Raw genomic sequence first — 18,725 nt, 5'->3', positions numbered from 1 at the left:
CATCTGTGGAGATTTCAATGTTTGCCTCGCTGCCCTTGACCGCCCTGCGCGCCTTCGAATCCGCCTCACGCCTGTTGAGCTTCAAGGCTGCCGCCGAAGAACTGTCAGTCACCCCGACGGCGGTGTCCCATCAGATCCGCTCTCTGGAGACCTGGCTTGGTGTGCCGCTGTTCGAGCGCCTGCCACGCCAGGTGCGCCTGACCGAATGCGGTAAACGGCTGTTCCAGAGTCTGCACGGGGCTTTTCTGGAAGTGGCGCAAAGTGTCGATACCCTGCGCCCGCAACGCAGCGGCGCCAGCCTGACGGTCTCCACCACCGCCGCCTTCGCTGCCCTGTGGCTGGTGCCGCGGTTGGGACGCTTCTACGCTCGGCACCCGAACATCAATGTGCGCCTCGATACCCACTGCGAAGTCATCGATCTGCATCAGGACGCCAGTGTCGATCTGGTGCTGCGCTATAGCCTTGATGATTACCCCAACCTGTACGGCCAGTGCCTGTTCGATGAGTCCTTCGGTGTCTACGGCTCGCCCGAACAAGTGGCCCTGGCGTTGAGTCGTGCCCCGACGCTGATCAGCGTGCGCTGGCACAACTCAAAGCTTTATGCCCACGGCTGGGAAGCCTGGTGCGCTCGCTCAGGCGAAACCTGGCTGAGCGGCCGGCCAGCGGTGCGCGAATACGACGAAGAGCACTACGCCCTGCAAGCAGCGATTGCCGGGCAAGGTCTGGTGTTGGCAAGCAATATTCTGGTGTCGGAAAGCGTGGCCAGTGGTCTGTTGTTGCCGTACCGGGGGGAAATCCAGGTCGATGGCGCCGGCTACAGCGCGCTGTGCGTGCCAGGACGCGAACGTCATCCACCGGTCCGGGCGTTTTTTGCATGGCTAGAGGAGGAGGCGCGGATTTCGGGCCATGCCTTGCGCTGAGTCCGCGTCTTGGGTATTGGCTACAAAACCGGGTAAAGCCCACGCCCCCTTGAACCGTCGTATAGATCCAATTCGATCAACCAATGCGTCCTGGGCAGAGTTCAAGAACCAGTTTGTCTCTTGAGTCAGGGAGTTGGTCGATTATTTTTTCTCGCATTCGACTTCTTTCAAAACTCGCCTGATCCAGCAGTTGCTTCGCAAAATCGAAACTGATTTCACCCACGATATGCTCGCCGGAAAAACACTGATTCAAAAAATCGACTTCAACATCTTCGGTGGTGCTGAAGCAGACAAATACTGAATAAAGAACAGGGCCTGCCCCTAAAATCCCCATCTGCAGGGCAACAGTCGAAAAATCGGAGTCATCCGGTGTCTTTACAGTGGCCACGGTATATTCTCGCAACGCCAGGCTAATTTTATCACCAACGAAAAAATGCTCAACACAGTTTATCAATTGCTTAAACTTCTCGGCCTGATTCGTGCCAAAAATAGAAAGCATCTGGCTTACAACAGAGTCCTTCATTACGAACTTTTCATTATTTTTTGGTTCAATACCTTTGCTTTGATAGACACTACGTTGCCATTTAGCTTTTTCCATCGCAGTGGCACATTCCGCATACCAGCTTTCAGCACCCGCCAACTTCCCAGCTTTCGAATTTGCATACAACTGAGAGAAAAGCACGGAGTTAACCAGATCTTCGCGTAACTGTTGCGAAAATCCATCGGCAACCAAAAGCAAATTACCCGCCACCAGACAAACATCATCCTTGATCATTTCAATCACTCCGCAAGTCAATAGCCAAAGCGGGTTGCTTCCTGAGCAACCCGGCTCAACAGCCTTACTTAAGCTTGACACCACGGAAGAATTCTTCAGAGCTCATATCAAGTACCTCATAGATGAGCTCTCGGTTGCGTTCGTGCGTACGCATATCGAGTTCCGCCATGGTCGCCACTTTTTTCATTTTCAAGTTGGACAGTTTCCACTTCCAGAACCAGGCACCACCTTCCTGCGTGTCAAGTTCACAGTCAACAGCCAAGTACGCCGTTATCGCGGTGCCCTTTGCCGATTGCAGGCACGGAACAATCCGAAACTCTGCATTTTTTCCTTTATTGCTATTGTTATCAAACAAAGTTACCAGCGATTCTTCCGACTGGATTTTATCGAAAGCGCCTTGCAACAACTTCAACATGGCAGGCGCATTCCTGCCGGCAACCGCTGTAATAATATCCAGGACAATGGAGTCCATTGTGACATTGACCTGTTTGTTGACATGGTCCTTGTACTTGCTACTGGTCAGTGTCCAACCACAATGCCGCATGGCCTCACTATATTTCGCGTGCCATTCGACGGGCGCCGCCTTGATGTCCGAGTAGGTAGTGGCATAACGCTCGGCGAAATGAATACTGTCCGCCGCCGCCTGCTTTTTATCTTCATCAAGGTTATCGGAAAACCCGATCACAGCAGGCGTTTCGTTACCCAACAGCAGATCCTGCTGATCGACACCTTCTTTTTTCATTGCGGAAAAACCGCGAATACGCGGTGTTTGGGCAAGAGGTGCTATCTGCGATTTTTCAAAAAACAACTGACTCTCTTCAACACTTGGCAATAGAATACTCATATCAACTTCCATATTGTAAATTAGCTATCAAGTTCGAAATCAGCCACTTGACTGACAACGCCAAGCTACCCAATCCCCTCTATAACATCTACAACCGGAGCATGACACTTTATTACCAAGTTCTCCTAGTTCATTTTCGCAAACACAAACAAGACCCGAAAACCTGAACAAACACCTTCCAATAGTGCAACTCCTACAACACTAATAACAATCCATATAAATTGCCGAAGCGAACACTAGTTTGTCCCTTTTACCGTCTTCGGCGCCTTGCCCGCCTTCATCTGCTCCAGCAACGGCGCGCACTGGTTCGCTTCACCGCCGCTCGGCGCCACCAGCGCCAGTAAACCTGCCGCCGGTGCGGCGATCACGCCCAGCGCCACCATCCCGGCCCCGCGCAGCATCAACGGCACGGCCTTGACCCCGGCATCGGGCTTGATGAATTTGCCGCGCACATACAGCGGCGAACGCAATGAAATCAGGCGCCAACCCTTGGATTCCGGGGTGATGGTCAGGTCCAGTTGTTCGGTCGCCATGTTCGCGGTACCGTCGATGTAGACGATGGCGTTCTCGGTGTCGAATACAAACAAGCGGGTACTCGCCAGGCCGGACTGGATGCCGAAGTCGGCGGCTGCGCAGTTGATCTTCACTTCCTTGTCGCCAAAGATCTTGCCGACCACATAGTTGCCGACATTCAGGCCCGCCAGCTCCATCAATTCGCGACTGATGGCGCCATCGTTGATCAGCATTTTCAGGCTGCCATTGGCACTGCCCAGCAGCTTGGCCACCGAATTGCCGCGCCCGCTGATATCAGCATCGCCGTTGAGTTCGCCAAAACTGGTTTTCATCGGCTCAAAGCCAGGGAACAACTGCTTGAGCTTGAACCCCCGCGCCGTGAGCCTGGCCTGGCCCTCCAGTGGATCGGTGTGGCCGTTCAGGCGGATCTGCGCATCCAGCTTGCCGCCGGCCACGCCGAAGCGCAGCGGCTCGAGGCTGAGCACGCCATCGGTGAGTAGCAAATGGGTATAGAGGTCGTTGAACGGCAGTTTTTCGCTGTGCACGATGCGCTTGCCGGTGAACTCGACATCGGCGTCCATGTCGCGCCAGCGATCAGTCTTGAACTCTTCGACTGGCAGCACTTTGTCCGCCGGTTGTTTGCTGTCACCGCCACGGGCCTTCTGTTTGGCATTGGAGTCTGCACCAATCAGCGGCGCCAGGTCAGCGAACAGCAATTGATTGGACAACAACGAACCGCTGAGTTTTGGCCGTGGCTGGCTGGCCACATAAGTCAGATTGCCATGGATGTCGCTTTCGCCGATCTTGCCGTTGAATTCTTCGTAGCGGAACACCGCGCCACCGGCCTCGTGCAACCTGGCAATCAGGTGGCCGTCGGTGGCATAGGGTGGCGTGTCCGGCAGGGTCACGCCGGTCAGCGGGTAGAGGTTGCCCAAGCTGGTGCCGGCCAGTTTCAGGCGCAGGTCCAGGGCGCCGAGATTGAGTGGGTCGGTCAGGGTGCCGGCCAATTCGACGCTGGAGTCGGCGATCTTCACCTGTGCCTGAAGCGGAAACGGCCGTGCCGCGTCCTGCAGCGCCAACAGCCCGCCAATCTTGCCCTGGCCCGCGAGCATCTGGCCGTGGTACTGGCCGTTGACCTTGAGGGCAAACGCATAATCCTGGGGTGACGAGCCCTTTTCCTGCGCCGCTTTCGCCGCTTTGTCGCCGACGATATCGCTGAACGGAACCGGCTTGCCCAAAGGATCGATCATCACATCGAGTTGAGTCTTCAGGTTCTGGTCGTCGAGGGTCACGTGGCCCTTGTCGAAGCCGATCGCGCCGATATCCACCACCCAGCTGGAAGGCTCGGCGTTCGGGTCTTTGGGGTCGAATTTGAAGATCCAGTTGGCGCGCCCGTCAGCCAGGCGTTGCAGCTCGGCATTCGGCTCGGTGAGGTCGATACGCGGGATCACCACCCGCTGCGCCAGCAACGCCAGGGGCGAAATACGCAGTTCTACCCGCTTGAGGGTGACCATCTGCGGTTGCTTCGACCAGTCCGGGTTGCCCAGGCTGAGGTCCTCGGCCACTACATGGGGCCACGGCACCCAGGCGCGCCAGCCGCTCTCATCGGGTTCGGGCCGCCATACCACCGAAAGATTGCCATTGATGGCAAAAGCGCGGTGCAGCTCTTCGGAAACTTTGGCGTTGAGCGGCGGTTTGATCCGGTTCCAGTCGAAGAACACGATGACCAACACCAGCACCATCAACAAGGCAAGGAAAGTGGAAAGGGTCCAGACAAACGTTTTTTGAGTGCGCGTCATTGCACAGGGCTCCTGATACGACTGAGCGTCCCGACTGCGACGCACATGTAAAACGGTGAGCCGCAAGCGGCACGCCATGAAGTCTACGACTGAAAAAAAACCGGCAGGTTTAATCGATAGACCGATTTCGCCGATTTCGCCCAGTCCAATACTGACCCATCAGTCATTCGGCGTTACCGGCCCTGCACTTTTGCATGCCAAAGGTGGGTCGAAAGTACCCACATCGGTGCAAAACAACTTGCCGGAGACGCCCGGCCTAGAGCCTCTGCAGCAAACAATCAATTCCGTTGATTATTACCATTGCGTTTATGAACTTTCATATCGACTTATCGAGAGTAGCATTGCTCTCGTACCCACTTATTCGCCCTCCCGAGGAGCAAAACAATCATGAAACGCCAACTACTGCTTAGCCTTACCCTCTCGATGCTGGCCAGCACTGCTTTTGCCCTGCCAGCCGCTGACCAGGCCACGCCACAAGTGAAACAGAACCACTCGGTGTTCAGCCAGACCGTCGCCGAAGGCGGTAATGATCGCCTGAAAGAAAAAGGCCTGATCACTCAGGATGGCTCGGACCGTACTCCACAAGGCCAGACCCTGGCTGCCGATGGTTCCGAACGCACCCCACAAGGCCAGACCCTGGCTGCCGATGGTTCCGAACGCACCCCACAAGGCCAGACCTTGGCTGCAGACGGTTCGGATCGTACTCCACAAGGTCAAACCCTGGCTGCCGACGGTTCCGATCGCACGCCACAAGGTCAAACCCTCGCTGAAGGCGGCTCGGATCGCACCCCACAAGGCCAAACCCTCGCCGAAGGCGGTGGTGACCGTGTGATCGAACGCAACAGCGCCGCGAGCTAAGCCCCATGGCCGCCCTGAAAAAAAGCCCAATCACCGGATTGGGCTTTTGACTTTTCAGCGGTCCGCTTGATAGATGCCACACTTCCTTGCTTGATCCCTCCACAGTCGTTCGACGCCGGCAAAGCTGATTTGCTAGAGTGCGCCGCGTCCCTGTCCAGAAAACACCCTTGCGATGCTGCCCCGCGCCGAACAGAAACAACAAACCCGTAACGCTCTGATGGATGCTGCCCGGCATCTGATGGATGGAGGCCGAGGATTCGGCAGCCTGAGCCTGCGTGAAGTAGCGAAAACCGCCGGCATCGTACCGACCGGTTTCTACCGCCATTTTGCCGATATGGATGAACTGGGCCTGGTGCTGGTCAGCGAAGTCGGCCAGACATTCCGCGAAACCATTCGCCTGGTACGACACAACGAATTCGTGATGGGCGGCATCATCGATGCCTCGGTGCGGATCTTTCTCGACGTGGTCAGCGCCAACCGCTCGCAGTTCCTGTTTCTCGCCCGTGAGCAATACGGCGGTTCGCTGCCGGTGCGCCAGGCCATCGGCCGTTTGCGTGAAGACATCAGTTCGGACCTGGCGGCGGACTTGTCACTGATGCCGAAGCTGCAGCATCTGGACATCGCCGACCTGAGTGTCATGGCGGATCTGATCGTCAAAAGCGTGTTCGCCACCCTGCCGGACATCATCGATCCGCCAGCCGAAGCCTTGCCCGAGCACCTGACGCCCCAGGCGAAAATCACCCAGCAACTGCGGTTTATCTTTATCGGCCTCAAGCATTGGCAAGGGCTTGGCAGCACCGAGTAACTTTCTGTGCGTGAAATCCCTGTGGGAGCGAGCTTGCTCGCGATGAGGGCATGACATCCACCATCTATGTGACAGTTCCACCGCCATCGCGAGCAAGCTCGCTCCCACACGGCCCCGCGTCGCTTCAACTTGGTGCGCAGATCAAAATCAACGCACCAACTTCAACCAAAAAACTCACTCCATCGATACCAGTCCCACGTCTCCTTCAGCCATTTCCTACGCATCATGTCGATTGGCAAGCCCCTTGCTCTAGCCTGAGCATTGTCCATTGCTGGAAGCCTTCCGATGCTGGTGATTCATCGCAGAATCGACCCTCAACCCGTTTGGGCCGCCGAACTGCACCTGACGTTCGAAGCCCGCAGCAAAAGCCGTTTGCGCTGCTTCAGTGCCGAGGGCGAAGACGTCGGATTGTTTTTGGAGCGCGGCCAGCCGCCGTTGCATGACGGCGAATGCCTGCAAGCCGAAGACGGGCGTATCGTGCGTGTCTGCGCCCGCCCCGAACAATTGCTCCACGTCACCTGCGCCAATGCCTTCGAACTGACCCGCGCGGCCTATCACCTGGGCAACCRCCATGTCGCCCTGCAAGTCGGCGACGGCTGGTTGCGCCTGCTCGACGATTACGTACTCAAGGCCATGCTCGAACAACTCGGCGCCAATGCCGAGAACATCGAGGCGCCGTTCCAGCCGGAACACGGCGCCTATGGTGGAGGCCATCATCATTCGCGCCACGGCGATGAAGACTTCAACTACGCGCCGAAACTGCACCAGTTCGGCGTCCGCCCATGAACCCGGCCTGGGCGCTGTTGCGCCTGGCCAGTCCGCAATTGCCGATTGGCGGCTACAGCTACTCCCAAGGGCTGGAAATGGCGGTGGATAACGGCCGGGTTCACGACCCCGACAGTGCACGACGCTGGATCAGCGATCAGTTGCTGCTGAATCTGGCACGCTTCGAAGCGCCTTTGTTGCTCGCCCATTGCGTGGCCGCCAGCGAGGAAAACTGGGACGAATTGCTGCAGAGCTGCGAAGAGCATCGCGCCAGTCGCGAAACCCGCGAGTTGCATCAGGAGAGCCGGCAGATGGGCTACTCGTTGCAGCAATTGCTCAATGGCTTGCCGGAACTCGACGCGCCTGCCCGCATCTTCCTCGAACAACGCAGCGAGCCACATCTGGCCCTGTGTTGGGCCTTGGCCGCGCGCGCCTGGCAGATCAGCCCGCAAGATGCATTGGCCGCATGGCTGTGGAGCTGGCTGGAAAACCAGTTGGCAGTATTGATGAAGACCTTGCCATTGGGTCAGCAAGCCGCCCAGCGCCTGACCAGCGAACTGTTGCCGCTGCTTCAACAAGCCCAACAGAACGCCACCCGAATCGATCCCGATCATTACGGCAGTGCCGCTTTCGGCCTGTCCTTGGCGTGTATGGCCCACGAGCGCCAGTACAGCCGTCTGTTCCGTTCCTAGGGCCTGTTATTTTGGAGAATCACATGAACACACAACCCCTGCGTGTCGGCATCGGCGGCCCGGTCGGCTCCGGCAAAACCGCCCTGACCCTGGCCCTTTGCCTGGCCCTGCGCGAGCGCTACAACCTGGCCGTGGTGACCAACGACATCTACACCCGCGAAGACGCCGACTTTCTGGTGCGCAACGAAGCCCTGGCGCCGGAACGCATCATCGGCGTGGAAACCGGTGGCTGCCCGCACACGGCCATCCGCGAAGACGCCTCGATCAACCTCGAAGCCGTGGACCAACTGAACCGCCGCTTTCCGGGGCTGGACCTGATTCTCGTGGAGTCCGGGGGCGACAACCTTTCCGCGACCTTCAGCCCGGAACTGTCCGATCTGACGATCTACGTGATCGACGTCTCGGCCGGCGACAAGCTGCCGCGCAAGGGTGGACCGGGGATCTGCAAATCCGACCTGCTGGTGATCAACAAGATCGACCTCGCGCCGCTGGTCGGTGCCTCGCTGGAGATGATGAACAGCGACACCCAGCGCATGCGCAACGGTAAGCCGTTCGTCTTCAGCAATCAGAAAACCGGCCAGGGTCTGGAACAGATCATCGCCTTCATCGAACGCCAGGGCTTGCTGACCGCGGCCTGATCACGACTTCAACAAGGAAGCTTATCCATGATACTCAAACGCATTCTCGGCGCCCTGGCCCTGCTGCTGACCCCGGCCCTCGCCTTCGCCCACCCGGGGCACGGCGACAACGGCTTGATCGCCGGCATCAGCCATCCGCTTGGCGGTCTCGATCACCTGCTGGCGATGCTCGCGGTCGGTCTGTGGGCCGCACAGCAACAAGGTGCAGCGCGTTGGGCGCTGCCGTGCACCTTCGTCGGCACCCTGTTGATCGGCGGGATACTGGGTTTTGAAGGGCTGAACCTGCCAGCACTGGAAAGCGGGATTGCCGCTTCCGTGTTGGCTTTGGGGCTGGCGGTTGCCCTGGCAGTGCGTCCACCGTTGGTGATGGCGGTGGGTGCGACGGCGTTGTTTGCACTGTTTCATGGTGTCGCGCATGGGCTGGAACTGCCGGACATGTCGAGCCCTTGGGCTTATGCCGCCGGGTTTGTGGTGGCGACAGCGGTGTTGCATGCAGCGGGTTATGCGGTCGTGCGGGTGTTACCGCAAGCAGCTGCGCCACTGGTTCGACTGGCGGGTGCGGCTTCGGCGGCGACCGGGGTGTGGTTGCTGGCGGGCTAACTCTCTAGTGCCTGAACTGGCCTCTTCGCGGGCAAGCCCGCTCCCACAAGGTTTCTGGTGTGAATGAAATCCATGCCACACAACAAACTACTGTGGGAGCGGGCTTGCCCGCGATGGCGGCCTGACAGACACAGCCTCTCTCAGGTCTGCCTCTCTGCTAACATGTCGCGCAATCGCCCCTGCCGTGACGACGCCAGCCAATGCCGCCTGTTTCCCGCTCCGCCTCTCATCCTGAATTGACCGCCCTGTTCGCCTCGGTGCAACAGCACTTCCTGAACGTCATCGTGCCGCTCTGGCAAGGTCCGGGCTGGAATGCCGACATGGCGTTGCCCTACGAGGCGCTGGATGCCGAACGCCAACCGCTGCCACCGCAACGCTACCGGGCCATGGCCTGTGCACGGCAGCTGTATCTGTTTGCCAGCCTGATCGGTCAGGTGCCGGGCGCCGCAGAGCGTGCCGCCGCTTTGTTCCGCTCCTTGCAGCGGCACTTCCACGATGCCGAGCACGGCGGCTGGTTCTACAGCGTCGATGCACAAGGTGCGCCGCTGGATCAGCGTAAAGACCTCTATACCCACGCCTTCATCCTGTTCGCCTGCGCCCATTACTGGGACAAGGTCCGCGAGCCACTGGTGGAGTCGGTGCTCAATGCCTCGCTGGAAGTGATTGCGCAGCGTTTCGCCACGGACGACGGTCTGTACGAAGCCACGCTCGACCGCGACTGGGCATCGCTGGACAGCGGCCCTTTGCAAAATCCGCTGATGCACCTGGCCGAAGCTTTCCTCGCCACTCTGTCAGTGCGTGAGGACCTCGATGTGCAACAAGCGCTCGTCGAGTTATGCACAGCCATGCACGCGCGATTTATCGATCCGCAGCACGGCGTGTTGATGGAAAAGCCGCTGGGGTCTGTGGATAACTGGTTTGAACCGGGGCATCAGTTCGAGTGGTATTTCCTGCTGGAATCCTCGGCGCTGCTGCGTAATTCGACGCTGCATGCCGATCTGGAGCGGGCCTTCGCCTTTACCGAGCGAATGGGCGTCGATCAGCAGACTGGCGCCGTGCGGGCAATGCTCGACTTCGCAGCGGATCACGGCGTCCGGGACGCCACGCAGCGTATCTGGGCGCAGGCCGAGTACCTGCGCGCGTTGACACTGCGACCGCACAGCGAAGCAGATGTGGTGCGCCAGTTGCAGGCGTTGCAGCAGCGCTCGCTGCATGCCGGCGGCTGGTACGAATGTCGTGACGAGCACGGTGAAGTCAGCCGCCGAGACATGCCATCGACAACGCCCTATCACCTGGCGACTTGTTATCGCGGGTTGGCGGAATATCTCGCCACAAGGTGAAATCCAATCACTCAGTCCACTTGCGATCCCCGGTAAAGCTGATGGTCAGCCATCGCGCGGCATCCGGCTTACCGAGGTTCGCGGAAATTTCCTCGCGCAAACTGTCCAGTTGCCCCACACCGTCCAGCCAGTAATCCTTCGGCAATACGATGTGAATCTCGATAAAACAGGCCCTGCCGTGTTTCTGCACGTAGGAAATGTAGTCGTCGAAACCATGCTCGACCTTCGCCACCTCCATCACCTGACGCACCTTGTCGTCCAGTTGATCCGGGACGATCCCCAACACATCGCGCAATGCCGGCCCGAGGATTTTGAACGCTGGAGGAAGCATGCCCAGGGCCAGCAGAATCAGAATCATCGGGTCGACATACACCGCCCACTTGTCGTAACCCTGTGTCTTGAGCAGCAGCGCGATCAGGAAACTCACCAGCAGGCCCGCCGACAGCATCGCATCCACCAGCCAACTGATGTTGTCGAACTGGATCAGCGATGATTTGAGCGTGCGATTGCGATGGCGGACGTAGAAGAAGTAAATCAGTTCAACGACAGTGAACACCGCCGCGTAGAGGATCACCAGACCGAGCTCGACCTCGCGGCCACCACTGATGATGCCAAACACACCATTGAGAAAGGCATAAATGGCAACCAGGAACAGGAAGCTGCCTTCGATCACCAGCACCATGGGTTCCAGGTGCCAGTAACCGAACTGGAAGCGCTGGTTGCTTTCCTTCGCGATCAGCCTGGCGGTGATCAGCATCAGCACCTTGATGAAGGCCGCGATTAACGAAAAGAAGCCATCGAAAAGGATGGATTGGGCGCCCGACACAAAACCGGTGATGATCCCGGCGAATGTCACGGCGAGCATCAGGAAGGTCGATTGCTTGAGCAGCGACTGCTCGCCTCGATTACTCACTTGATCTCCTCTAAAACCTCTAGACCGCCGGGTGTGGCGAGCTGCTTGAGGGAGGAGTCTAGCTGATGTCCGGTTTTGTCTGGCCCGGCCCCATCGCGAGCAGGCTCGCTCCTACACTGGTTTTCTGGTGTCAGCAGATCCCTTGTAGGAGCGAGCCTGCTCGCGATTGGCCGTGACTCGATCTTAAGACTTACGCTCGATAGCAAACCCGGCCCAGGTCTGGCTCACCGGCATCAGCTCCAGGCTGTTGATGTTGATGTGCGCAGGCGCATTGAGAACCCAGAAAATGGTCTCGGCGATGTCTTGTGGCTGAATCGCCTCGGCGCCGGCATAAGTGGCGTTGTAACGCTCCTGGTCCCCGGCAAAACGCACCAGCGAGAACTCGCTCTCGCACAGGCCCGGCTCGATGTTGCTGACCCGTACGCCCGTGCCTTGCAGGTCGCAGCGCAGGTTCAGGGAGAACTGTTTGACGAACGCCTTGGTCGCGCCATACACGTGGCTGCCCGGGTACGGATAGTTGCCGGCGATGGACCCCAGGTTGACGATGCCGGCACCACGACCGTGGGCGATCAGGCGTGGCAACAGCAGACGGGTGCTATACATCAGGCCTTTGACGTTGGTATCGACCATGGTGTCCCAATCGTCCAGGTCGCACTTGGGCGCCGGATCAACACCCAGGGCCAGGCCGGCGTTGTTGATCAACCCGCGCAGCTTGGCAAAGGATGGCGGAAGATTGGCAATCGCCTCCTCCATGGCCTTGCGATCACGCACATCGAGCACCAGGCCATGGACTTCGGTCTGCTTCGACAGCTCGGCGCACAGCGCATTGAGGCGCTCTTCACGACGACCTGTCAGCACCAGTTTCCAGCCGGCCTCGGCAAAACGACGAGCACAGGCTTCACCAAAACCGGAGGTTGCGCCGGTAATAAACAGGGTGTTGGACATCGTGTTCTCCTTGCTTCGGCTGATCGCCAGCCATTGGAATAGAAAATCAGCAGGCAGAATGCCCGGCCTTGTTCACAGCGGCAACCACCGTTCAATCTGTTCAAAAAACACTCAACGCCGGCAAACCCTCGACCAGCGTGGCCTGCAGCCATGTGCGCGCACGTTATCCACAGGCCGGTCCACAGTCTTTGGGGGCAAGTGGAAAAGCTGCAAGCCGCTATCCACAAGGCTTTGCGCGGGGTTTTAAAACTTTTTTGCTTGACCCTCAACCGCCTGCTGTGTAGCCCTTGGCCATTTTCATGACTGACGGGTCAAACCCGCGATGGCGCCAAGCCAGTAACCACGGCCTTCAGGCGGGTCTTTCCAGAGTTTAGTCACAGACTTATCCACAGGCTTGTCCACGGTGATTCCGTGCACTTTCATCACGAACAAAAAGGTTGACAAAGCGGTCTTCAAGCTGCGCAAAAACTCATGATCAAAAAACAACCACACCTCTGCAAGCCACGGTTTAAAAGGCCCACAGCCAGCTACTCCCACGTTATTCACAGCCGGTTCCACAGCAAACGGGGACAAGTCAAAACTGTGACAAAACAACTATTTGCAGCGGCTTTATGTCGCGCTTTGCGAGCTTGGGAATATTGTTTTCCACAATTTCCCGGAGGCATGCCAAAAACCCTGTGGGAGCGAGCTTGCTCGCGATGACCGGGGCACAGCTTGCATCGTGGCGACTGACTCACCGCTATCGCGAGCAAGCTCGCTCCCACAGGGATTAGTGGGGTATTGGAGATATAAAAAAGCCCCGGCGATTGCGCGCCGGGGCTTGTGCATAACCACTGAAACTCAGTGCCCGCCGAGATAGGCGTTACGCACGTCCTCGTTGACCAGCAACTCCTTGCCGGTACCCGTCATGCGGATTTCGCCGTTGACCATCACGTACGCCCGGTCCGACAACCGCAGGGCGTGGTTGGCGTTCTGCTCCACCAGAAAGATGGTCATGCCGGTCTTGGCCAGTTCCCGCAGTGTCGCGAAGATCTGTTTCACCACAATCGGCGCCAGGCCCAGGCTCGGCTCATCCAGCAGCAACAACTTGGGCCGGCTCATCAGGGCCCGGGCGATGGCGAGCATTTGCTGCTCGCCGCCAGACATGGTCATCGCCCGCTGGGTACGCCGCTCTTCGAGCCGCGGGAACAGCTCGAACATGCGTTGCATGTCCTCCTTGGCGTACTTGTCACCGATAGGGATGGTGCCCATCAGCAGGTTCTCCTCGACGGTCATGTCGGGAAACACCCGCCGCCCTTCCGGCGATTGCGCGATGCCGTTGGAGGCGATGTAGTGGGACGACTTGTGGGTGATGTCCACGCCCTGATAGAGGATCTGCCCGTCCGCCGCCCGCGGCTGGCCGAAGATCGACATCAGCAGGGTCGACTTGCCGGCACCGTTGGAGCCGATCAGGCTGACGGTTTCCCCTTCCTTGATGTGCAGCGAGACTTTCTTCAGAGCCTGGATCGGCCCGTAAAACACATCCAGCTCCTTGAGTTCGAGGATGGGTTTGCTCATAGCACCACTTCCTCTTCATCGGCGCCCAGGTAGGCCGCAATCACTTTCGGGTCGTTACGAATCGCATCGGGGCCGCCCTCGGCGATGACGATGCCGTGGTCCAGCACCACGATGTGATCGGAAATGCTCATTACCATGCCCATGTCGTGTTCGATCAGCACCACGGTCAGATCGTGCTCGTCGCGCAGCAGCCGGATCATCGCGCTCAGCGCTTCGGTTTCCTGGGGGTTGAGGCCGGCGGCCGGCTCGTCGAGGCAGATGATCTGCGGACGGGTGCACATGGCACGGGCGATTTCCAGGCGGCGTTGCTGGCCGTAGGACAGTTCACCGGCCAGGCGGTTGGCGCAATCCACCAGATCCACCACCTCCAGCCAGTAGAACGCGTGGTCCAGCGCATCGCTTTCGGCCTTGCGGTAGCCCTTGGTATTGAGGATGCCGGCCAGCATGCTGCGGTTGACCCACATGTGCTGGGCCACCAGCAGGTTTTCCAGCACCGACATTTCCTTGAACAGGCGAATGTTCTGGAAGGTACGCGCCAGTCCGGCGCGGTTCACCAGGTGGGTGCCGCCGAATGCCTTGTAGAACAGCCGACTGGCGAACGATTTAGGCGACACGAAATCGGTCGGCTTGAACGATTCGCCCAGCAATTTGATGACGTTGGTCTGTTGCCCACGAATGTTGAGTTCGATCTTGCCGCCGGAGGCCTTGTAGAACCCGGTCAGGCAGTTGAACACCGTGGTCTTGCCGGCGCCGTTGGGCCCGATCAGGGCGAAGATCGAATTGCGGTGGACTTTCAGGCTGACATCGTTCAACGCCTTGATGCCGCCGAAGTGCATCATCAGCTTTTCGACACTGAGTACGACTTCGCTCATGGCGCTACTCCTTTACGCGGGGTCACACCGGTACGGCTGATCCGAATCAGGCCGCGGGGTCGCCAGATCATCATCAATACCATCAGGATGCCGAACAGCAGCACGCGGTATTCGGCGAAGCCACGCAGCAGTTCCGGGGCCACGGTCAGCACGAATGCCGCGATGACGACACCTATGGTCGAGCCCATGCCGCCGAGTACCACGATGGCAAGGATCAGTGCCGACTCAAAGAAAGTGAACGACGTCGGATTGACGAAGCCCTGGTAAGTGGCGAAGAACACTCCGGCCAGCCCGGCAGTCGAAGCACCGATGGTGAATGCCGAAAGCTTGACCAGTACGTGGTTCAGACCCATGGAGCGGCAGGCAATTTCGTCTTCGCGCAGGGCTTCCCAGGCGCGGCCGACAGGCATGCGGGTCAGGCGATGCTTGATGTGCAGCACGGCCAGGACCACCAGGAACAACACGGCGTAGATGAAGTAGTACTTCACGTCAGGGTTGTAGGCAATACCGAAGAACTCATGGAACGGCACCCCGCCTTCTTTCGCCCTTTTTCCGAACTCGATGCCGAAGAAGGTTGGCAACGGCGCTGCCATGCCATTCGGGCCGCCGGTCAGGGACAGCCAGTTATTGAGGATCAACCGAATGATTTCACCGAAGCCCAGGGTCACGATCGCCAGGTAGTCGCCGTGCAGGCGCAGCACCGGGAAACCGAGGATGCAACCGGCCAGACCGGCGGTGATCGCCGCCAGTGGCAACACCGTCCAGAAACCCAGCCCCAGATACTGATAACCGAGCGCCAGGCCGTAGGCGCCGATGGCGTAGAACGCCACGTAACCCAGGTCGAGCAGGCCGGCCAGGCCGACCACAATGTTCAAACCCAGCCCCAGCAATACGTAGATCAGCCCGAGGATGACCACGCCCAGCAGGTAGGAGTTGGAGAAAAACGGGAACACCACGGCGATGACAATCAACAGCGGGATGATCCAGCGCAACCGGGATTTGTAATCAGGCGCCAGTACATGCACCCCGGAGCCGGTGGTTTCAAAGCCTTCGAGAATTCTCAGGCCCTTTGGGGTTTGCAGGAACAGGCTCAAGGCAAAACGACCGGACATGACAATTGCGACAATCCACGCCACGCGAGTGGGCTGCAAGTTGAAGCCGTAGCCGTCGAGGACGATGCCGACAATCGGGCCGAACACAATCAGGGCCACGAGGCCGGCAAGAATCGCGTCAACCAGACTTCTTTTGATATCAATGGTTTTTTTAGTGGTTGAAGACATCGCTTACACCTTCGACACAAGAGGACGGCCGAGCAGGCCTTGGGGCCGAAAGACCAGAACGAGAACCAGCAGCGAGAAGCTGAAGACGTCTTTGTAGTCCGAGTTGACCAGACCGGAGAACAGCGACTCGGAGATGCCGAGAATGATCCCGCCGAGCATGGCACCGGGCAGCGAGCCAATCCCGCCGAGCACCGCGGCGGTGAACGCCTTGATGCCGATGACGAAGCCTGCATAGAAGTCGAACGTGCCGTAGTTCATGGTGATCAGCACGCCGGCCAGGGCCGCCATCGCTGCACCAATGATGAACACGTATGAAATGATGCGGTCGGTGTTGATCCCCAGGATCGAGGCCATCTTGCGGTCTTGCTGGGTTGCGCGGCACATGCGGCCGAGCTTGGTGTACTTGATGACATAGGTCAGCAGGCCCATCCCGACAAACGCTGCAACCAGAATGAAGATCTTGGTGTAAGTGAGCTGCACGAAGCCGGTCCCGACTTCTACTCGCCATGCACCGGTCAGCAGTGTCGGAACGCCTTGTTGGCGGGCACCCTGGGCGATCTGTGCATAGTTTTGCAGGATCAGCGAGATGCCGATGGCGCTGATCAGCGGTGCCAGTCGGGTGGAGTTACGCAGGGGTTTATAGGCAACACGCTCGATGACCCAGCCATACACCGCCGTGACGACGATGGTGAAGATCAACGTGCCGAGCATCAACAGAGGGAAGGATTCAATACCGAAGTATGCCAGCAGAGCCAGACTGATTGCCGCGAGGTAAGCGGAAATCATGTAAACCTCGCCGTGGGCGAAGTTGATCATGCCGATGATGCCATAGACCATTGTGTAGCCGATGGCGATCAGGCCATAGACCGACCCGAGGGTCAGGCCGTTGACCAGTTGCTGCAGGAAAATACCATCCATAACGCAATCTCACGCAATGAGAACCTGCACATGTGGCTGTGCGGTTCTTCTAAGGAAAATACAGATTTACGTCGGAGCAATGTCAGCCACGATCAGGCGGGCCACCACGGCCCCTGTGGGAGCTGGCTTGCCTGCGATAGCCGTTGAACATTCAACAAAGTTGTCGTCTGCCAGTCCGTCATCGCGAGCAAGCTCGCTCCCACAGGGGGCCCGTGGGGTTCACCCAATTGAGTCAGCCCTTACTTCTGTTTTTCCAGCTGGTGGTATTTGCCATCCTTGTCCCACTGGTAAACCACGTAGTCGGAGATTTTCAGGTCGCCCTTGCTGTCCCAGGTCTTCTCGCCCATGACGGTCTTGACCGGGTTTTTCTTCAGCCAGGCAGCAGCGTCTTCGCCCTTGTTGGACTTGGCGCCATTGAAGGCTGCGGCCAGGGTCTGGACCGAAGCGTAGGCGTACAGGGTGTAGCCTTCAGGTTCGGTGCCGGCCTTGCGGAAAGCATCTACCACAGTCTTGCTGTCTGGCAGCAGACGTGGGTCGGCGCCGAAGGTCATCAGTACGCCATCAACGTTCTGCGGGCCACCGGCGGTGGTCACCAGTTCGTCAGTCACGATGCCGTCATCGGACATGAACTTGACGTCTTTGAGGCCCTGTTCACGCAGTTGCCGAACCAGTGGACCGGCTTCCGGGTGCAAGCCGCCGAAGTAGACCACGTCGGCACCGGCCGCACGGATCTTGGTGACGACGGCGCTGAAGTCTTTCTCGCCGCGGGTCAGACCCTCGTACAGCACCGGTTTCACGCCGCGTTTTTCCAGCTGAGCCTTGGTCGCATCCGCCAGGCCCTGACCGTAGGTGTCCTTGTCGTGCAGTACGGCGACTTTCTTGCCCTTGAGCACGTCGACGACATAGTCGCCAGCCACGATACCTTGCTGGTCGTCACGCCCGCACATGCGGAACATGGCACTCAGGCCGCGCTCGGTCACCTTGGGGTTGGTGGAACCCGGGGTGATCGTGATGATGCCGGCTTCGTCGTAGATCTCGGAGGCAGGGATGGTCGACGAGGAGCAGAAGTGACCTACCACACCAACGACTTTCTTTTCGGTCAGGTCCTTGGCGACTGTCACAGCCTGCTTCGGTTCGCAGGCGTCATCGCCCTTGACCAGTACGATTTTTTCCCCGTTCACGCCGCCCGCTGCGTTGACCGCATCGGCCGCCGCCTGTGCACCCTTCATGTACTGTTCGCCAAATGCCGCGTTGGCGCCCGTCATTGGTCCCGCTACGCCGATCTTGATGTCAGCCTGAGCAAACGCAGAAACACCCAGCGCAGTTGCCACTGCGAGGGCCAGAAAGCCTTTCTTGTAAAACGTCTGGGACATGAGGTGGTGCTCCATGGTTTTTTTAATTGGCACTGCGACTTCAATGAATGCTCAGAGCAAGGGCCGTGCCATCGGTTTTTTATTCTGAAAAAAGTCGCTGCTTTCTTGTTATTTCGACTGTTTCGGGCCCATTTTCATTGGGCGTGCAACCGTCTAAACCGCGGAAGGTAGAACCATTATTTTTTTGAGGCGCAACCCGCCTGCGCCATCATTGCAACCGCGGCTTTAAACGACGTGCAACCAGCCTGTAACAACGTGCGTCACCGAAGTGCACACTGCTGGTGCGGGACTGCTACAACCCGCACCACTACAGGCTAG

Annotated in this window: 19 protein-coding genes; 8 read left to right on the top strand and 11 right to left on the bottom strand. The window is 58.5% G+C overall.

Features of this window, described 5'->3' with window-relative positions; genetic code table 11:
• Positions 1 to 5 precede the first annotated feature (5 nt).
• Entirely contained in the window at positions 6 to 920 is a 915-nt protein-coding gene (locus tag AC1DU9_RS09245) for a LysR substrate-binding domain-containing protein (RefSeq protein WP_223462559.1), read from the top strand.
• Positions 921 to 996: 76 nt separating this feature from the next.
• Here the strand turns inward: AC1DU9_RS09245 and AC1DU9_RS09240 are convergent, their stop codons facing one another.
• From AC1DU9_RS09240 to AC1DU9_RS09230, 3 genes are all read right to left on the bottom strand, one after another.
• Positions 997 to 1,695 (bottom strand): hypothetical protein, encoded by a 699-nt coding sequence (locus AC1DU9_RS09240; RefSeq protein WP_477810032.1) that lies wholly within the window; start codon positions 1,693 to 1,695, stop codon positions 997 to 999.
• A gap of 64 nt (positions 1,696 to 1,759) precedes the next feature.
• Positions 1,760 to 2,539 (bottom strand): hypothetical protein, encoded by a 780-nt coding sequence (locus tag AC1DU9_RS09235; RefSeq protein ID WP_223462557.1) that lies wholly within the window; start codon positions 2,537 to 2,539, stop codon positions 1,760 to 1,762.
• Between the two features lie 236 nt (positions 2,540 to 2,775).
• Positions 2,776 to 4,851, bottom strand: a complete 2,076-nt coding sequence (locus AC1DU9_RS09230; protein ID WP_477810031.1) for an AsmA family protein — start codon at positions 4,849 to 4,851, stop codon at positions 2,776 to 2,778.
• Between the two features lie 387 nt (positions 4,852 to 5,238).
• Between AC1DU9_RS09230 and AC1DU9_RS09225 the strand changes: the two genes are divergently transcribed.
• The 7 genes from AC1DU9_RS09225 (at position 5,239) to AC1DU9_RS09195 (ending at position 10,549) form a co-directional block, all read left to right on the top strand.
• Positions 5,239 to 5,709, top strand: a complete 471-nt coding sequence (locus AC1DU9_RS09225; RefSeq protein WP_223462555.1) for a hypothetical protein — start codon at positions 5,239 to 5,241, stop codon at positions 5,707 to 5,709.
• A gap of 172 nt (positions 5,710 to 5,881) precedes the next feature.
• Positions 5,882 to 6,514, top strand: coding sequence for a TetR family transcriptional regulator (locus tag AC1DU9_RS09220; protein ID WP_223462554.1), 633 nt, complete (start codon positions 5,882 to 5,884; stop codon positions 6,512 to 6,514).
• 285 nt (positions 6,515 to 6,799) lie between these two features.
• On the top strand, positions 6,800 to 7,300 hold the full coding sequence (gene ureE, locus AC1DU9_RS09215) for an urease accessory protein UreE (RefSeq protein WP_477810030.1): 501 nt from the start codon (positions 6,800 to 6,802) through the stop codon (positions 7,298 to 7,300).
• Positions 7,297 to 7,971 carry an urease accessory protein UreF gene (locus AC1DU9_RS09210; protein WP_477810029.1) on the top strand — a complete coding sequence of 225 codons (675 nt, stop codon included), beginning with the start codon at positions 7,297 to 7,299 and terminating at the stop codon, positions 7,969 to 7,971. The genes ureE and AC1DU9_RS09210 overlap by 4 nt, the downstream gene beginning before the upstream one ends.
• Positions 7,972 to 7,994: 23 nt before the next feature.
• On the top strand, positions 7,995 to 8,609 hold the full coding sequence (ureG, locus tag AC1DU9_RS09205; protein ID WP_007979691.1) for an urease accessory protein UreG: 615 nt from the start codon (positions 7,995 to 7,997) through the stop codon (positions 8,607 to 8,609).
• Between the two features lie 27 nt (positions 8,610 to 8,636).
• Positions 8,637 to 9,209 (top strand): HupE/UreJ family protein, encoded by a 573-nt coding sequence (locus AC1DU9_RS09200; RefSeq protein ID WP_477810028.1) that lies wholly within the window; start codon positions 8,637 to 8,639, stop codon positions 9,207 to 9,209.
• 200 nt (positions 9,210 to 9,409) lie between these two features.
• Positions 9,410 to 10,549 (top strand): AGE family epimerase/isomerase, encoded by a 1,140-nt coding sequence (locus AC1DU9_RS09195; protein ID WP_477810027.1) that lies wholly within the window; start codon positions 9,410 to 9,412, stop codon positions 10,547 to 10,549.
• A 7-nt stretch (positions 10,550 to 10,556) separates the two neighbouring features.
• Here AC1DU9_RS09195 and AC1DU9_RS09190 read toward each other — a convergent pair whose 3' ends face one another.
• The 8 genes from AC1DU9_RS09190 to AC1DU9_RS09155 form a co-directional block, all read right to left on the bottom strand.
• The gene (locus AC1DU9_RS09190; RefSeq protein WP_477810026.1) at positions 10,557 to 11,462 is read right to left on the bottom strand and encodes a cation diffusion facilitator family transporter; all 906 of its coding nucleotides are present in this window, start codon (positions 11,460 to 11,462) and stop codon (positions 10,557 to 10,559) included.
• Between the two features lie 183 nt (positions 11,463 to 11,645).
• Complete coding sequence (locus AC1DU9_RS09185) at positions 11,646 to 12,407, bottom strand: SDR family oxidoreductase (RefSeq protein ID WP_223462548.1); 762 nt, start codon at positions 12,405 to 12,407, stop codon at positions 11,646 to 11,648.
• 297 nt (positions 12,408 to 12,704) lie between these two features.
• A complete protein-coding gene (locus AC1DU9_RS09180; protein ID WP_223462547.1) occupies positions 12,705 to 12,953 on the bottom strand; it encodes a hypothetical protein in 249 nt (82 codons plus the stop codon).
• A gap of 294 nt (positions 12,954 to 13,247) precedes the next feature.
• Complete coding sequence (locus AC1DU9_RS09175; protein WP_007991194.1) at positions 13,248 to 13,964, bottom strand: ABC transporter ATP-binding protein; 717 nt, start codon at positions 13,962 to 13,964, stop codon at positions 13,248 to 13,250.
• Positions 13,961 to 14,836, bottom strand: coding sequence for an ABC transporter ATP-binding protein (locus AC1DU9_RS09170; protein WP_223462546.1), 876 nt, complete (start codon positions 14,834 to 14,836; stop codon positions 13,961 to 13,963). Before AC1DU9_RS09170 ends, AC1DU9_RS09175 begins: the two co-directional genes overlap by 4 nt.
• Entirely contained in the window at positions 14,833 to 16,116 is a 1,284-nt protein-coding gene (gene livM / locus AC1DU9_RS09165) for a high-affinity branched-chain amino acid ABC transporter permease LivM (RefSeq protein WP_223462545.1), read from the bottom strand. The genes AC1DU9_RS09170 and livM overlap by 4 nt, the downstream gene beginning before the upstream one ends.
• 3 nt (positions 16,117 to 16,119) lie before the next feature.
• The gene (locus tag AC1DU9_RS09160; RefSeq protein WP_008001868.1) at positions 16,120 to 17,034 is read right to left on the bottom strand and encodes an ABC transporter permease subunit; all 915 of its coding nucleotides are present in this window, start codon (positions 17,032 to 17,034) and stop codon (positions 16,120 to 16,122) included.
• A 239-nt stretch (positions 17,035 to 17,273) separates the two neighbouring features.
• Positions 17,274 to 18,407, bottom strand: a complete 1,134-nt coding sequence (locus AC1DU9_RS09155) for a branched-chain amino acid ABC transporter substrate-binding protein (protein WP_223462543.1) — start codon at positions 18,405 to 18,407, stop codon at positions 17,274 to 17,276.
• Positions 18,408 to 18,725 lie beyond the last annotated feature (318 nt).

The sequence above is a fragment of the Pseudomonas sp. P4_C1 genome (assembly GCF_056402155.1).
This window is presented reverse-complemented; position numbering and strand designations above follow the sequence as displayed.

What these genes read in the sequence shown, in the direction of transcription:
- AC1DU9_RS09240 (WP_477810032.1), bottom strand. Translation starts at nt 1,695, where the DNA reads ATGATCAAGGATGATGTTTGTCTGGTGGCGGGTAATTTGCTTTTGGTT.
- AC1DU9_RS09235 (WP_223462557.1), bottom strand. Translation starts at nt 2,539, where the DNA reads ATGAGTATTCTATTGCCAAGTGTTGAAGAGAGTCAGTTGTTTTTTGAA.
- AC1DU9_RS09230 (WP_477810031.1), bottom strand. Translation starts at nt 4,851, where the DNA reads ATGACGCGCACTCAAAAAACGTTTGTCTGGACCCTTTCCACTTTCCTT.
- AC1DU9_RS09225 (WP_223462555.1), top strand. Translation starts at nt 5,239, where the DNA reads ATGAAACGCCAACTACTGCTTAGCCTTACCCTCTCGATGCTGGCCAGC.
- AC1DU9_RS09220 (WP_223462554.1), top strand. Translation starts at nt 5,882, where the DNA reads ATGCTGCCCCGCGCCGAACAGAAACAACAAACCCGTAACGCTCTGATG.
- AC1DU9_RS09210 (WP_477810029.1), top strand. Translation starts at nt 7,297, where the DNA reads ATGAACCCGGCCTGGGCGCTGTTGCGCCTGGCCAGTCCGCAATTGCCG.
- ureG (WP_007979691.1), top strand. Translation starts at nt 7,995, where the DNA reads ATGAACACACAACCCCTGCGTGTCGGCATCGGCGGCCCGGTCGGCTCC.
- AC1DU9_RS09200 (WP_477810028.1), top strand. Translation starts at nt 8,637, where the DNA reads ATGATACTCAAACGCATTCTCGGCGCCCTGGCCCTGCTGCTGACCCCG.
- AC1DU9_RS09195 (WP_477810027.1), top strand. Translation starts at nt 9,410, where the DNA reads ATGCCGCCTGTTTCCCGCTCCGCCTCTCATCCTGAATTGACCGCCCTG.
- AC1DU9_RS09185 (WP_223462548.1), bottom strand. Translation starts at nt 12,407, where the DNA reads ATGTCCAACACCCTGTTTATTACCGGCGCAACCTCCGGTTTTGGTGAA.
- AC1DU9_RS09175 (WP_007991194.1), bottom strand. Translation starts at nt 13,964, where the DNA reads ATGAGCAAACCCATCCTCGAACTCAAGGAGCTGGATGTGTTTTACGGG.
- AC1DU9_RS09170 (WP_223462546.1), bottom strand. Translation starts at nt 14,836, where the DNA reads ATGAGCGAAGTCGTACTCAGTGTCGAAAAGCTGATGATGCACTTCGGC.
- livM (WP_223462545.1), bottom strand. Translation starts at nt 16,116, where the DNA reads ATGTCTTCAACCACTAAAAAAACCATTGATATCAAAAGAAGTCTGGTT.
- AC1DU9_RS09160 (WP_008001868.1), bottom strand. Translation starts at nt 17,034, where the DNA reads ATGGATGGTATTTTCCTGCAGCAACTGGTCAACGGCCTGACCCTCGGG.
- AC1DU9_RS09155 (WP_223462543.1), bottom strand. Translation starts at nt 18,407, where the DNA reads ATGTCCCAGACGTTTTACAAGAAAGGCTTTCTGGCCCTCGCAGTGGCA.